This is a genomic window from Micromonospora globispora, from assembly GCF_003857015.1.
Classification (GTDB): domain Bacteria; phylum Actinomycetota; class Actinomycetes; order Mycobacteriales; family Micromonosporaceae; genus Micromonospora; species Micromonospora globispora.
In genome coordinates, this window is sequence record NZ_QGGF01000562.1 from 1 (window position 1) to 12624 (window position 12624).

Annotated in this window: 12 protein-coding genes; 5 read left to right on the top strand and 7 right to left on the bottom strand. The window is 72.3% G+C overall.

From position 1 onward, the window contains the following. Positions 1 to 109 precede the first annotated feature (109 nt). Positions 110 to 1036, top strand: a complete 927-nt coding sequence (locus DKL51_RS28865) for an NADP-dependent oxidoreductase (RefSeq protein ID WP_109964515.1) — start codon at positions 110 to 112, stop codon at positions 1034 to 1036. An 18-nt stretch (positions 1037 to 1054) separates the two neighbouring features. Here DKL51_RS28865 and DKL51_RS28870 read toward each other — a convergent pair whose 3' ends face one another. Beyond that, positions 1055 to 1723, bottom strand: coding sequence for a hypothetical protein (locus DKL51_RS28870; protein WP_109945967.1), 669 nt, complete (start codon positions 1721 to 1723; stop codon positions 1055 to 1057). A 223-nt stretch (positions 1724 to 1946) separates the two neighbouring features. Here DKL51_RS28870 and DKL51_RS28875 point away from each other — a divergent pair, with 223 nt between their 5' ends. Then, entirely contained in the window at positions 1947 to 2561 is a 615-nt protein-coding gene (locus tag DKL51_RS28875; RefSeq protein ID WP_109945966.1) for a copper resistance CopC family protein, read from the top strand. A gap of 97 nt (positions 2562 to 2658) precedes the next feature. Here the strand turns inward: DKL51_RS28875 and gltX are convergent, their stop codons facing one another. The 3 genes from gltX to DKL51_RS28890 are packed head-to-tail and all read right to left on the bottom strand — an operon-like array spanning position 2659 to position 6722. Beyond that, on the bottom strand, positions 2659 to 4068 hold the full coding sequence (gene gltX, locus DKL51_RS28880) for a glutamate--tRNA ligase (RefSeq protein ID WP_109945965.1): 1410 nt from the start codon (positions 4066 to 4068) through the stop codon (positions 2659 to 2661). A gap of 48 nt (positions 4069 to 4116) precedes the next feature. After that, a complete protein-coding gene (locus DKL51_RS28885; protein ID WP_109945964.1) occupies positions 4117 to 5394 on the bottom strand; it encodes an MFS transporter in 1278 nt (425 codons plus the stop codon). Beyond that, positions 5391 to 6722 carry a GH1 family beta-glucosidase gene (locus DKL51_RS28890; RefSeq protein ID WP_109964518.1) on the bottom strand — a complete coding sequence of 444 codons (1332 nt, stop codon included), beginning with the start codon at positions 6720 to 6722 and terminating at the stop codon, positions 5391 to 5393. Before DKL51_RS28890 ends, DKL51_RS28885 begins: the two co-directional genes overlap by 4 nt. A gap of 186 nt (positions 6723 to 6908) precedes the next feature. Here DKL51_RS28890 and DKL51_RS28895 point away from each other — a divergent pair, with 186 nt between their 5' ends. Further along, positions 6909 to 7355, top strand: a complete 447-nt coding sequence (locus DKL51_RS28895) for an SRPBCC family protein (protein ID WP_109945962.1) — start codon at positions 6909 to 6911, stop codon at positions 7353 to 7355. An 84-nt stretch (positions 7356 to 7439) separates the two neighbouring features. Here the strand turns inward: DKL51_RS28895 and DKL51_RS28900 are convergent, their stop codons facing one another. Beyond that, the gene (locus DKL51_RS28900) at positions 7440 to 7973 is read right to left on the bottom strand and encodes a PadR family transcriptional regulator (RefSeq protein WP_109964519.1); all 534 of its coding nucleotides are present in this window, start codon (positions 7971 to 7973) and stop codon (positions 7440 to 7442) included. A 72-nt stretch (positions 7974 to 8045) separates the two neighbouring features. On the opposite strand from DKL51_RS28900, the gene DKL51_RS28905 reads away from it, so the two are divergent. Then, positions 8046 to 8870 carry an alpha/beta fold hydrolase gene (locus DKL51_RS28905; RefSeq protein ID WP_124812781.1) on the top strand — a complete coding sequence of 275 codons (825 nt, stop codon included), beginning with the start codon at positions 8046 to 8048 and terminating at the stop codon, positions 8868 to 8870. Positions 8871 to 8938: 68 nt separating this feature from the next. On the opposite strand, the gene aceE is transcribed toward DKL51_RS28905, so the two are convergent. After that, a complete protein-coding gene (gene aceE / locus DKL51_RS28910; protein ID WP_124812783.1) occupies positions 8939 to 11683 on the bottom strand; it encodes a pyruvate dehydrogenase (acetyl-transferring), homodimeric type in 2745 nt (914 codons plus the stop codon). 178 nt (positions 11684 to 11861) lie between these two features. Here aceE and DKL51_RS28915 point away from each other — a divergent pair, with 178 nt between their 5' ends. Continuing rightward, the gene (locus DKL51_RS28915) at positions 11862 to 12266 is read left to right on the top strand and encodes a YjbQ family protein (RefSeq protein ID WP_185734951.1); all 405 of its coding nucleotides are present in this window, start codon (positions 11862 to 11864) and stop codon (positions 12264 to 12266) included. Between the two features lie 36 nt (positions 12267 to 12302). Here DKL51_RS28915 and DKL51_RS28920 read toward each other — a convergent pair. Then, positions 12303 to 12624, bottom strand: a 322-nt coding sequence (locus DKL51_RS28920; protein WP_148097879.1) for a helix-turn-helix transcriptional regulator, incomplete at its 5' end; no start/stop codon positions are given.

Consider the following 12624-nt stretch of genomic DNA (forward strand, 5'->3'; position numbering starts at 1 on the left):
CCACCGGCACGGCGCGGTCCGCCCCGGCAACCGGACCGTCCGCCGGGAAAGGCCGCCGCGGCGCTGGTGCTGACCCCGCGGCCGCCGCCCGGCCACTAGCGTGAGCAGGGTGAAGGCGATCGCGATCGACGCGTACGGCTCCGCCGACGAGCTCGCCCTGCGGGAGCTTCCGGATCCGCCGGTCGGCCCGGACACCGTCCTGGTGCGGGTGCGTGCCGCCGGGGTGAACCCGGTGGACTGGAAGGTTCGCGAGGGCAACCTGGCTCGCGCGATGCCCAGCCACTTTCCGCTGGTGCCTGGCTGGGACGCCGCCGGGGTGGTGGCCGCGGCCGGGCCGGCGGTGACCGGCTTCGCCGTCGGCGACGAGGTGATCGGGTACGTCCGGCGCGACGACATCCAGTACGGCACGTACGCCGAGCTGGTGCCCGCCCCGGAGCGGACGCTCGCCGACAAGCCGGTGCAGGCGTCCTGGGCGGAGGCGGGCGGGCTGCCGCTGGCCGGGCTGACCGCGTACCAGGCGTTGCAGCTCGCCCGGACCGGCGCCGGGGACACCGTCCTGGTGCACGGTGCCTCGGGCGGGGTGGGCCACCTGGCGGTGCAGCTCGCCCGGGCGCTCGGCGCGCACCGGGTGATCGGCGCGGCGAGTGAGGCCAACCACGACTTCGTCCGGGCGCTCGGTGCCGAGCCGGTGAGCTACGGCGACGGCCTGCTGGACCGGATCCGCGCCGTCGCGCCCGACGGGGTGGACGTGGCGCTGGACCTCTTCGGCGGGGAGGCGCTGGACATCTCCGCCCAGCTGCTGTCCCGGCCGGCCCGGTTGATCTCCACCGCCGCCCCGGAGCACGTCACCCGCCTGGGCGGCAGCTACCTCTTCGTCAAGCCGTCCACCGCCGATCTGACTGTGCTGGCCGGCCTGGTCGACGCCGACCGGCTCACCGTGCACGTGGCGCGGACGTTCCCGCTCGCCGAGGCCGCCGAGGCGCAGCGGCTGGTGGAATCGGGACACGTCCGCGGCAAGGTCGTGCTCGAGGTCTGAGCGGCCCGGGCCGCCGGCTCAGCGGGTGCGGCGGCGGACGAGCAGCGCGATGCCGGCGAGCCCGACGGTGATGACCAGCACCACCCCGACGTTGAGCAGCAGCAGCCGCTGCAGCTCGGCCAACGCCTCGTCGATGTCCTGGACCGGGTTCAGCGATTCCTCCGGGATGACCCGCTCCCCGCCACCGACGCCGCCGCTGACCGTGTCGAACTGCCGTTCCAGCGGCACCCCGACGCTGCGCAGCGTCTCGGACATGTTGAGCCGGCCCAGGAACCAGCCGGCCCGGGTCTTGCTCAGGTCGGGCTGCTTGGCCGGCCGGTAGACCCGGGGGCCGCCCTTGGCCAGCGGGTAGAGGTCGTACGTCTGCTTCGGCACGTCTCCGACGAGCACGACCACCGTGTACTTCGGACCGAGGTCCTTCGCCGCCGGGCCGCGCTGCAGGCCGGTGCGGCCCAGCCAGCTCACCTGGTCGATGACCGCGACCACCTCGGCGTGCTGGGTGTCGGCGCGCAGCCGCAGCGGCTGGGTGAGCCGGTCACCGGTGATGTCCACCCCGGCCGGCGGCGGCTTGGGCGCGGCCGGCGCCGCTGCCCGGGCCGCCTCCGTGCCGACGAGGGCCAGCGCGCAGCCCGTCGCTATCAGGACCCCGGTCACCGCGGCGAGCAGCCGCTTCACCTTCCGGACCATCGCCGCCTCCTCGCCCCGTTCGATGGGTGGCTTTCGCTGCAGGTCACGCTTGATCGGCCGATGGCGGTGGTCGTACCCGCGGACCGGGTGCCCACCTCAAAGACTCCGCAGAACGGCGCTCGGTTGCAGCTGCTGGAACAGTAATTGGAACTATCTGCGATCTCGTACCGACTAATGAGCAGCCGTTGATCAGCGGGCGGATCGTACCGTTACGGAGGAGTGCATGGGGGGCAGAGTCGCACGTGCGACACGTACCCGGATCGCGGTTCTCGGGGTGGCGCTCGGAGTGTCGGTGGTGCTTCCGGCGACCCCGGCCGCGGCCCACAACTCGCTCACCGGCAGCGATCCGCGGGACGGGGCGCGACTGGCCGCCGCGCCCAAGCGGATCGAGCTCCGCTTCCTCGCCACCCCGGCCCCTGCTACGACCAAGATCACAGTGACCGGGCCTGCCGACGCGCCGGCGACGGGCGGGGCGCCGACGTTCTCCGGTAACCGGGTGAGCGTGCCGTTCAGCCCGGGCGCGGCCGGTCGCTACGTGGTCGGCTACCGGGTCGCGTCGATCGACGGGCACGCCGTGACCGGGGAGATCAGCTTCACCCTCACCACGGGTACGTCCGCCCGACCGCCCTCCGCCGGTGCTTCGGCACCGACCACGGCGGCACCCGCCGCGCCGACCGGTTCCGGAGTCTCGGCGACGCCGGCCGCCGACGTGGTGCCGGCGGCCGACCGCCGCTGGGACGACGGCGGATCCGGGTGGCTCTGGGCGCTCGGCGCGATGGTCGTGCTCGCCCTGCTCGGCGGCGGCCTGCTCCTGTACCGCCGCACCAGGCCACGCTGACCGCGCCCTCCCCGGACACATTCACGGAAAGAGTGGCCATTCCGCGGGGATGGCCACTCTTTCCGTGAAACAGGGGCGGCGAAAGCCGGCGTACCCGTCAGACCAGGCGGACCCGGGCGGCGCGCAGGCGGGTCAGGGTGCGCTCGCGGCCGAGGACCTCGAGGGACTCGAAGAGCGGCAGCCCGACGGTGCGGCCGGTGACCGCGACCCGGACCGGCGCCTGGGCCTTGCCCAGCTTGAGGCCGCGCTCCGCGCCGACCGCCTCCAGCGTGGACTTGAGCGACTCGGCGTGCCACGACTCCAGCGCCTCGAAGGCGGCGATCGCGGCGTCGAGCAGCTCCGCGGCGCCCTCCTTCATCGCCTTGGCCCAGGCCGCCTCGTCGATCAGCGGGTCGGCCAGGAAGAGGAAGTCGACGTTCGGCACGATCTCGCTGAGCACGGCGATCCGGGTCTGAGCCAGCGGTGCCACCGCGGCGAACGCGGCCGGGTCGAACTCCTCCGGCAGCCACGGCGGGGGCGCGATGGTCCCGGTGCCGGTCAGCCACGGCTGACACTCGACGATGAAGTCCTCGACCGGCAGCGCCCGGATGTAATCACCGTTGAACGCGCGCAGCTTCTTCTCGTCGAAGAACGCCGGGGAGGGGTTCACCTCCTCCAGCCGGAACTCCTCCTCGATCACCGACCAGGGGACGATCTCCCGGTCGCCCGACGGCGCCCAGCCGAGCAGCATCAGGTAGTTGCGCATCGCCCCGGCGAGGTAGCCCTCGTCCCGGTACGCCTCCAGGGCGACCTTGTCGCGCCGCTTGGAGAGCTTCTGCCGCTTCTCGTTCACCACCACCGGCACGTGCGCCCAGACCGGCGGCTTGACCCCGAGGGCGTCCCAGAGCAGCTGCTGCTTCGGGGTGTTGGGCAGGTGCTCCTCGGCGCGGATAACGTGGGTGATCCCCATGGCCATGTCGTCGACCACGTTCGCCAGCAGGAAGACCGGCGAGCCGTCGCCCCGGGCGATGACGAAGTCCTCGATCAGCTTGTTCTCGAAGGTCGGCTCGCCGCGGATCAGGTCCACCACCACGGTCTCGCCCTCGTCGGGCGTACGGAACCGCAGCGCCCGCCCCGGGCCGGGCTCCAGGCCCCGGTCGCGGCAGAAGCCGTCGTATCCCTGGTACTGGGAGCCGGTGCGGGCCTGCACGTCCTCGCGGGTGCAGTCGCAGTAGTAGGCCCGGCCGGCCTCGTACAGCCGCTGGGCGGCGGCGCGGTGCTCGCCCGCGTACTGCGACTGGAAGTACGGGCCCTCGTAGCTGCCCCGCTCGATGCCGATCCAGTCCAGCGCCGACAGGATGCCCTCGGTCCATTCGGGCTTGTTGCGGGCCGCGTCGGTGTCCTCGATGCGCAGGACGAACACCCCGCCCTGCTGCTTGGCGTAGATCCAGTTCTGCAGCGCCGAGCGGGCGCCGCCGACGTGGAACATACCGGTCGGGGAAGGGGCGAAGCGTACACGTACCGTCACGTCCTCCAGCCTACGGCCGCCCGCGACCGCTTTCCGTCAGGGGGCCGGTCAGGGGACCGAACGGATCTTGAGGACCAGCGCGCTGCCGAGCAAAGTGACGGCCGCGGTGACCCCGTAGAGGGTGGGGTAGCCGCCCAGGTGGACCACGATCGGGGCGGAGATCGCCGGGCCGAGCACCTGCGGCGCGGAGTTCGCGATGTTGATCACTCCGAGGTCCTTGGCCCGGTCGGTGGCCGTCGGCAGCACCTGGGTGATCAGGGCCGCGTCCACCGCGAGGTAGACGCCGTAGCCGGCGCCGAGCAGCAGCGCGGCGGTCACCGCCATCGGCCAGGTCGGGGCGATGGCGAGCAGCAGCGCCGCCACCGCCATGATCAGGCCCGAGGTGATCACGAAGACCTTCCGGCGGCCGGACCGGTCGGAGAGCCGGCCGGCGATCACGGCGGTGAGCATCATCCCGGCCGTGTAGAGCAGGATCAGCACCAGCAGCGCGCCCTCGGGGTCGGGGTGGCGCACCCCGTCGGTGAGGAAGTACAGCAGGTAGAGCGTGCCGAGCGCGTTGCCGGTCTGGACCAGGAACCGGGTGAACCAGGCCCAGGCGAAGTCGGGGTGCCGGCGGGGGCTGATCCACATCGAGGCCAGCAGACCGCGCAGCCCCAGCGCCGACCGGTGCTCCCGCGGCAGCGGGTCGTCCTCGGTGAGCAGCGCGAACGGCAGCGACAGCAGCAGCATCGCCAGCGCGATGGCCGCGTAGCCGGCCGCGTTGCCGGTCACCACGGCGGTCACCAGCACCGCGCCGACCACCAGGCCCAGCGCCTGGGGGATGCCCACCCAGCCGGAGACGCCGCCGCGCTGGGCCACCGGCACTCGGTCCGGGATGGCGGCGGTCAGGCTGGCCAGCATCGCGTTGAAGCAGACCTGCGCGGCGACCCAGCCGAGGGCCACCCCGGCGATGGTCTGCTGGCGGGCCAGCAGCACCAGGGCGAGTGCGCCGACCACGGCCCCGGAGGCGGTCCAGACGTGCCGCCGACCGAGGTGCCGGTTGGCCAGCCGGATCACGGTCCGGTCCGACAGTGCCCCGGCGAGCGGGTTGGCCAGCACCGCGGCGAGCGCGCCGAGCCCGGTGACGACCGCCAGCATCGCCTCCTTGTCGGCCGGGGCGATCCGCTCCACCTGCTGCGGCAGCAGCACCTGGATCGGGGTGAAGAAGGCCATCCAGACGCCCAGGTTGGCCGCGAAGATCAGCGCGATCCAGCTCCGCCGGACCGGCACGGTGGGTTCGGCGAGCGCCGCCGGCAGCGACGCCGGCGTCGGGTTGACGGTGGTCACGGCTTGATCACCCGGTCCCGGTACCAGCCGTACGACGCCTTGGGCGTACGCCGCTGGGTGGCGTAGTCGACGTGTACCAGGCCGAACCGTTTGGTGAACCCCTCCGCCCACTCCCAGTTGTCCAGCAGCGACCAGACGAAGTACCCGGTGACGTCCACGCCCTCGTCGATCGCCGCCCGCACCGCGCGCAGGTGCCCGTCCAGGTACGCGATCCGGTCCGGGTCGTCGACCTGACCGTCGGCGTCCGGTACGTCGTCGTACGCGCAGCCGCTCTCGGTGACCTGGATCGGCGGGAGCGCCTCGCCGTACGTGTCGCGCAGCCAGAGCAGCAGGTCGCGCAGCCCGTCCGGCACCACGGGCCAGTCGAAGGCGGTACGCGGGTACCCCTCCAGCGGCACGATCTCGAACGGCAGCGGGGAGTCCTCCTCCGCCGCCCGGATCCCGGTCGGGTTGTAGTAGTTGACGCCGAGCACGTCGATCGGCGCGGCGATCACGTCGAGGTCGCCGTCGCGGACGACGGCCGGGTCGAAGCCCGGCCCCTCCGGGTAGCCGCGGCCGAGCAGCGGGTCGGTGAAGAGCCGGTTGTGCAGCGCGTCGTACGCGTTTCCGGCCGCCCGGTCGGCGTCGGTGTCGCCTTGGAGCCGCACCGGGGAGTAGTTGTTCGCGATGGCGATCGGGCTGGTGCTGCGGGCGCGCAGGGCGGACACCGCCAGACCGTGGCCGAGCAGCTGGTGGTGGGCCACCGGAAAGGCGTCGAAGAGCAGCATCCGGCCGGGAGCGTGCACGCCCATCCCGTGCCCGAGGCTCATGTGGATGAACGGCTCGTTGAGCGTGATCCAGAGCTTCACCCGGTCGCCGAGGCGGGCCGCGACCAGGTCGGCGTACTCGGCGAAGCGGGCGGCGGTGTCCCGGTTGAGCCAGCCCCCGGCGTCCTCCAGGGCCTGCGGCAGATCCCAGTGGAAGAGGGTCGCGACCGGGTCGACGCCGTGGCCGAGCAGTTCGTCGACGAGCCGGTCGTAGAAGTCCAGCCCCCCCGGGTTGGCCGCGCCTTCGCCGGTGGGCTGCACCCGGGGCCAGGCGATCGAGAACCGGTACGCGGACACCCCCAACTCGGCCAGCAGCGCGACGTCCTCGGCGTACCGGTGGTAGTGGTCGCACGCCTCGTCGCCGGTGCTGCCGTCGACGATCCGGCGGGGGGAGTGGGCGAAGGTGTCCCAGATGGACGGTCCCCGGCCGTCGGCGGTGACCGCGCCCTCGATCTGGTACGCGGAGGTGGAGACCCCCCAGCGGAATCCGGCGGGGAACTCCGGCATCGGCGCGGTCGTCATTCGCCCTCCCGAGAAACGCGAAGCGTGCTCGGGACTCTAGGGCGCACGCCGCCGATGCGCCATAGGCGGACGGCGACGCCGGGGCAAGGCTCTTCGGCGTGTCTTTTACGAACCCGTCCAGGTAAGTCCAATTTTGCGCATACAGTGCCGAATATCGCGGATGTCCTCACTGGAGGAAAGACAGACATGATCCTCGTGGAACGCAGTGCGCACGTGATGGCGCCGGTGGAAGCGGTCTGGGACGTCGTGCAGCGGGCCGAGCAGTTGCCGGCCTGGCTGGCGGGGGTTCGCGCGGCCGAGGTCCTCTCGGGGGAGGGCTTCGGCCGGCGACAGCTGGTCCAGGCCGGGCGCGGCGCGGCGCACGAGGCCGAGGTGATCGCCTACCAGGAGCCTACCCTGATCGGTTGGCGCGAGCGGGCCAAGGGCGCCGGTGCCCGGGCCGAGGCGCGGACCGAGATCTACGTCCAGCTGACCCCGGGCGAGGAGGAGGGCGGAACCGTCGTACGGCTCATCGTCGTGCGCTGGCCCGCCGGTCCGGTGAAGGCCGCGCTGCTTCGGCTCGGCCTGCGCCGGGTCGGCGCCGACCTGGAGGACTCGCTGGCCCGGCTGACCGACCTGGCCGCCGTCGGTTGACCGGACCTGTCCCGGCGTCGCCCGCGATGGTGATGGTCCGGCGTCCCCGCCAGGGGCGCCGGACCGTCGTCGACTCTGCGCCGGTCAGCCGGCCTGCTCCCGCAGCTCGGCGATGGCTTCCCGGAGCCAGGCCCGCTCCGCCCGGCTGATCGCCGCGGCCATGACCAGCATGCCGCGGCGGAACCGGTCGGCCTGGTCGGCGGCGCGCTGCGGCCGGTCGCCGGTGTAGAAGAAGCTCGCCGGCTGGTCGAGGAAGTCCAGCCGCCGCTGGAGGACGGCCGCCTGCGCCGCCGGATCGGCGAGCTGGCCGAGGAAGGCGAGCAGGGTGAAGAAGCGGTTCTGGTCGGTGACGTCGAGCTCGGCCGGCTCGCGCAGCCGGCGCCGCAACTCGTCCCGCCCGGCCTCGGTGAGCGAGAGGGTGTGCCGGGGTGCCGCCGCGGCACCCGGCTCCCGCTGCCGGGTGAGCAGACCCGCCCGCTCCAGGCGGTTGATCGCCGGGTAGAGGCTGCCGTCGCTCACCGGGCGGGCGTACCCGGCCAGTTGCGAGATGCGGGTCCGCAGCTCGTACCCGTGCAGCGGCCCCTCACCGAGGAACCCCAGGATCGCCAACTCCAGCATTCCCGCATTCTGCCTTGCCTCGTCGGGCGATGCCTCGATACGGTGTACCTCGATTCGAGGTATGGAGGACACATGCGCGTCGAGGGACACGACGGGACCGGGCTCAACGTGATCGACTTCGGGGGCGAGGGGCCGGGCATCCTGCTGCTGCACGGGCTCACCGGCCGCGCCGCCAACTGGACGGCCACCGCCCGCTGGCTCACCCGGCACGGTCGCGTCGTCGGGTACGACGCCCGGGGCCACGGCCACAGCGACAAGCCCGACGGCCCGTACGACCGGCCGGCCTACGTCGGCGACGCGGCCGCGGTGATCGAGGCGCTCGACCTGGCCCCCGCGGTGGTGATCGGGCACTCGATGGGCGGACTCACCGCCTGGCAGCTCGCCGGTGCCCGTCCCGACCTGGTGGCCGGGGTGGTGATCGCCGACATGAACCCGGTGACCCCGCCGAACCTGCTGGACCGCTGGGCGGCCTGGCTGGCCGACTGGCCGGTGCCGTTCCCCACCCTGGCGGACGTACGCGACTACTTCGGCGCCGAGCGCCGCACCGAGGGGGACTCCTTCGTGGAGGTGATGACCGGCGGCCCCGACGGCTGGCGGCCCCTCGCCCGGACCGACCACGTGCTCGCCTCGCTGGCGCACTGGTCCGGGCGGGACCACCGGCCCGAGTTGGCCGCGGTCACCTGCCCGGCGCTGGTGGTGGCCGGCGCGCAGAGCGACCAGCCCGTCGACCGGCAGCGGGAGATGGCCGAGCTGCTGCCCGACGGCCGCTGGGCGGTGCTGCCGGACGCCGGCCACGTCCTGTACTACGACAACCCCGACGGCTGGCGGGCGGCCGTCGAGCCGTTCGTGGCCGAGCTGACCGCCCGCGCTGCCCACGCCGTGCGCGCCGCGGGCTGAGACCCGGCCCGAGAAAGCGAAGGGCCCGGCGCGGTGCCACCGCGCCGGGCCCTGTCGTCGGGTACGTCCTAGCTGTCGCCGCCGGTCTCGCCGACCGGGGCCGCGTTGACGTCCTCCAGGGCGTACTTCTTGGCCGCCTCGGCCGGCACGTTCGCCGGCACCTCGCCGCGGAGCGCGAGCTGCCGCAGCGCCGCGACCGCCACCGACTCGGCGTCGACGTGGAAGTGCCGGCGCAGCGCGTGCCGGGTGTCGGACATGCCGAACCCGTCGGTGCCGAGCGAGGTGTAGTCACCCGGTACCCAGCGCGCGATCAGGTCCGGTACGGCGCGCATCCAGTCGCTGACCGCGACCTTCGGGCCCTCGGCGTCGGCCAGCTTCCGCGCCACGTACGGCACGCGCTGCTCGGCGCCCGGGTTGAGCAGGTTGTGCTCCTCGCACTCCACCGCGTCCCGGCGCAGCTCGGTCCACGAGGTCACCGACCAGACGTCGGCCGCCACGCCCCAGTCCTCGGCGAGCAGTTCCTGCGCCTTGAGCGCCCACTGCATGCCGGTGCCGGAGGCCAGGATGTTGGCCTTCGGGGCGTTCCCGTCCACCTTCGGAGCGGGGGAGTAGCGGTAGATGCCCTTGACGATGCCCTCGGCGTCCACGCCCTCCGGCTCGGCCGGCTGGAAGATCGGCTCGTTGTAGACGGTAAGGTAGTAGAAGATGTTCTCCTGCGCCTCGCCGTACATCCGGTGCAGGCCACTCTCCATGATGTGCGCGATCTCGAACGCGAACGCCGGGTCGTACGCGACCACCGCCGGGTTGGTGGCGGCGAGCAGCAGCGAGTGGCCGTCCTCGTGCTGCAGACCCTCACCGTTCAGCGTGGTACGGCCGGCCGTCGCGCCGAGCAGGAAGCCGCGCGCCATCTGGTCCGCCGCCGCCCAGAGCCCGTCGCCGGTCCGCTGGAACCCGAACATCGAGTAGAAGATGTACATCGGGATCATCGGCTCGCCGTGCGTGGCGTACGAGGTGCCGGCCGCGGTGAACGAGGCGACCGAGCCGGCCTCGTTGATCCCCTCGTGCAGGATCTGGCCGCCGATGGCCTCCTTGTACGACAGGAACAGCTCCCGGTCGACCGAGGTGTACCGCTGCCCGTGCGGCGAGTAGATCTTCGCCGTCGGGAAGAGCGAGTCCATGCCGAAGGTACGGGCCTCGTCCGGGATGATCGGCACCCAGCGCTTGCCGAACTCCTTGTCCTTCATCACGTCCTTGAGCAGGCGGACGAAGGCCATCGTGGTGGCCACCTTCTGCTTGCCCGAGCCGCGCTTGACGTCGGCGAACCGCTCGGGGCCGGGGATCTGCAGCCGCTTGCCGGTGGTCCGCCGGGACGGCAGGTAGCCGCCGAGCTGCTGGCGCCGCTCCTTGAGGTACTGGATCTCGTCGGACTTCTCACCCGGGTTGTAGTACGGCGGCAGGTAGGGGTTCTCCTCCAGCTGCTTGTCCGGGATGTCCAGGTAGAGCCGGTCGCGGAAGAGCTTGAGGTCCTCCAGCGTCAGCTTCTTCATCTGGTGGGTGGCGTTGCGCGCCTCGAAGTGCGAGCCGAGCGTCCAGCCCTTGATCGTCTTGGCCAGGATCACCGTCGGCTGACCGGTGTGCTCCATCGCCGCCTTGTAGGCCGCGTAGAGCTTGCGGTAGTCGTGGCCGCCCCGCTTCAGGTTCCAGATCTCGTCGTCGCTCAGGTGCTCGACCATCTTGCGGGTACGCGGGTCACGGCCGAAGAAGTGCTCCCGGACGTACGCCCCGGACTCCGCCTTGTAGGTCTGGTAGTCACCGTCGGGGGTGGTGTTCATCAGGTTCACCAGCGCGCCGTCGGTGTCCGCCGCGAGCAGCGGGTCCCACTCCCGGCCCCAGACCACCTTGATGACGTTCCAGCCGGCGCCCCGGAAGAAGGCCTCCAGCTCCTGCATCACCTTGCCGTTGCCGCGGACCGGCCCGTCCAGGCGCTGCAGGTTGCAGTTGATGACGAAGGTGAGGTTGTCCAGCTCCTCGCGGGCGGCCACCCCGATCGCGCCGAGCGACTCGACCTCGTCCATCTCGCCGTCACCGAGGAACGCCCAGACGTGCTGGTGGGAGGTGTCCTTGATGCCGCGGTGGTGCAGGTAGCGGTTGAACCGGGCCTGGTAGATCGCGTTCAGCGGGCCGAGGCCCATGGAGACGGTGGGGAACTCCCAGAAGTCCGGCATCAGCCGCGGGTGCGGGTACGACGGCAGGGCGCCGCCCGGGTGGGACAGCTCCTGGCGGAACCCGTCGAGCTGGTCCTCGCTGAGCCGTCCCTCCAGGAAGGCCCGCGCATACATGCCGGGGGAGGCGTGGCCCTGGTAGAAGATGTGGTCGCCGCCGCCCGGGTGGTCCTTGCCGCGGAAGAAGTGGTTGAAGCCCACCTCGTAGAGCGACGCCGAGCTGGCGAAGGTGGAGATGTGTCCACCGACGCCGATCTCCGGCCGCTGCGCCCGGTGCACCAGCAGCGCGGCGTTCCACCGGATGTAGGCCCGGATACGTCGCTCGATGTGCTCGTCACCCGGGAACCACGGCTCGCGCTCGGGCGGGATGGTGTTGATGTAGTCGGTGGTGGTCAGGGACGGCACCCCGACCTGGCGCTCGCGGGCCCGCTCCAGCAGGCGCAGCATGACGTACCGGGCGCGCTTGGTTCCGCGCTCGTCGATGACACCGTCGAGCGACTCGACCCATTCGCTGGTCTCTTCAGGGTCGATGTCCGGAAGCTGGCTCGGCAGACCAGCGGTGATCACCGGGCGCTTGCGTTCCGTAGCCACAGGCGTTCGCTCGGTTCTGTGTGGGATAGGTCTCTAGCGCCATCCTGCCCCCTCGTAGCGCTAGTCGTCACGTCTCCCTCCCCTAGACGCGACGCTCAACACAGGTACCCACCAGTAACTTTGTGCGATCACCGGGTGCGCTAGCAGGCGGGCGAGATGCCGGGACAGAATGCGAGTTGTGCGCAGTGAGGTGATCACCGTCCAGACCGGGTCCCGGCCGACCGTCCGGGACATCACCAGCGAGGCCGAGCGGTTCGTCTCCGGGCAGGGTGACGGCCTGCTGCACGTCTTCGTGCCGCACGCCACCGCCGGGCTCGCCCTGATCGAGGCCGGGTCCGGGTCGGACGACGACCTGCTGCGGGCGATCGACGATCTGCTCCCCGCCGACGACCGGTGGCGGCACCGGCACGGCTCGCCCGGGCACGGCCGGGATCACGTGCTGCCGGCGTTCGTCCCGCCGTACGCGACGCTGCCGGTGGTGGACGGCCGGCTCGCGCTGGGCACCTGGCAGTCCCTCTGCCTGGTAGACACCAACGGCGACAACCCCACCCGCAAGGTCCGCTTCTCCTTCCTGCCGGGCTGACCCTCCGCGCGCACCCTCCGCGGCGGCGGGGTCGGCTCAGCTCAGCAGGCGGCGGACCTCCCCGGGGGTGTGCCCGAGCTGGGCGCGGACCGTCCGGGTCAGGTGCGCCTGGTCGGCGAAGCCCAGCTCGGCGGCGAGCTCGGCGAGGCTGTCGACGCCGTCCTCCAGCCGGTCCAGCACCCGACCGACCCGCAGCCGGTTCCGGTACCGGGTCAGCGGCACCCCGACCAGCGCCTGGAACTCCCGGCTCAACCGGTACGGCGACACGCCCAGCGCCCGGGCCAGCGGGATCAGCCCCGCGGCGTCCGGGTGCCCGTCGTGCAGCGCCGCCCGGGCCCGCTCCACCAGCCGCCGACTC

Excerpts from the sequence above, each read along its gene's own strand:
- DKL51_RS28870 (WP_109945967.1), bottom strand. The coding sequence starts at position 1,723 with ATGGTCCGGAAGGTGAAGCGGCTGCTCGCCGCGGTGACCGGGGTCCTG.
- DKL51_RS28875 (WP_109945966.1), top strand. The coding sequence starts at position 1,947 with ATGGGGGGCAGAGTCGCACGTGCGACACGTACCCGGATCGCGGTTCTC.
- DKL51_RS28890 (WP_109964518.1), bottom strand. The coding sequence starts at position 6,722 with ATGACGACCGCGCCGATGCCGGAGTTCCCCGCCGGATTCCGCTGGGGG.
- DKL51_RS28895 (WP_109945962.1), top strand. The coding sequence starts at position 6,909 with ATGATCCTCGTGGAACGCAGTGCGCACGTGATGGCGCCGGTGGAAGCG.
- DKL51_RS28900 (WP_109964519.1), bottom strand. The coding sequence starts at position 7,973 with ATGCTGGAGTTGGCGATCCTGGGGTTCCTCGGTGAGGGGCCGCTGCAC.
- DKL51_RS28905 (WP_124812781.1), top strand. The coding sequence starts at position 8,046 with ATGCGCGTCGAGGGACACGACGGGACCGGGCTCAACGTGATCGACTTC.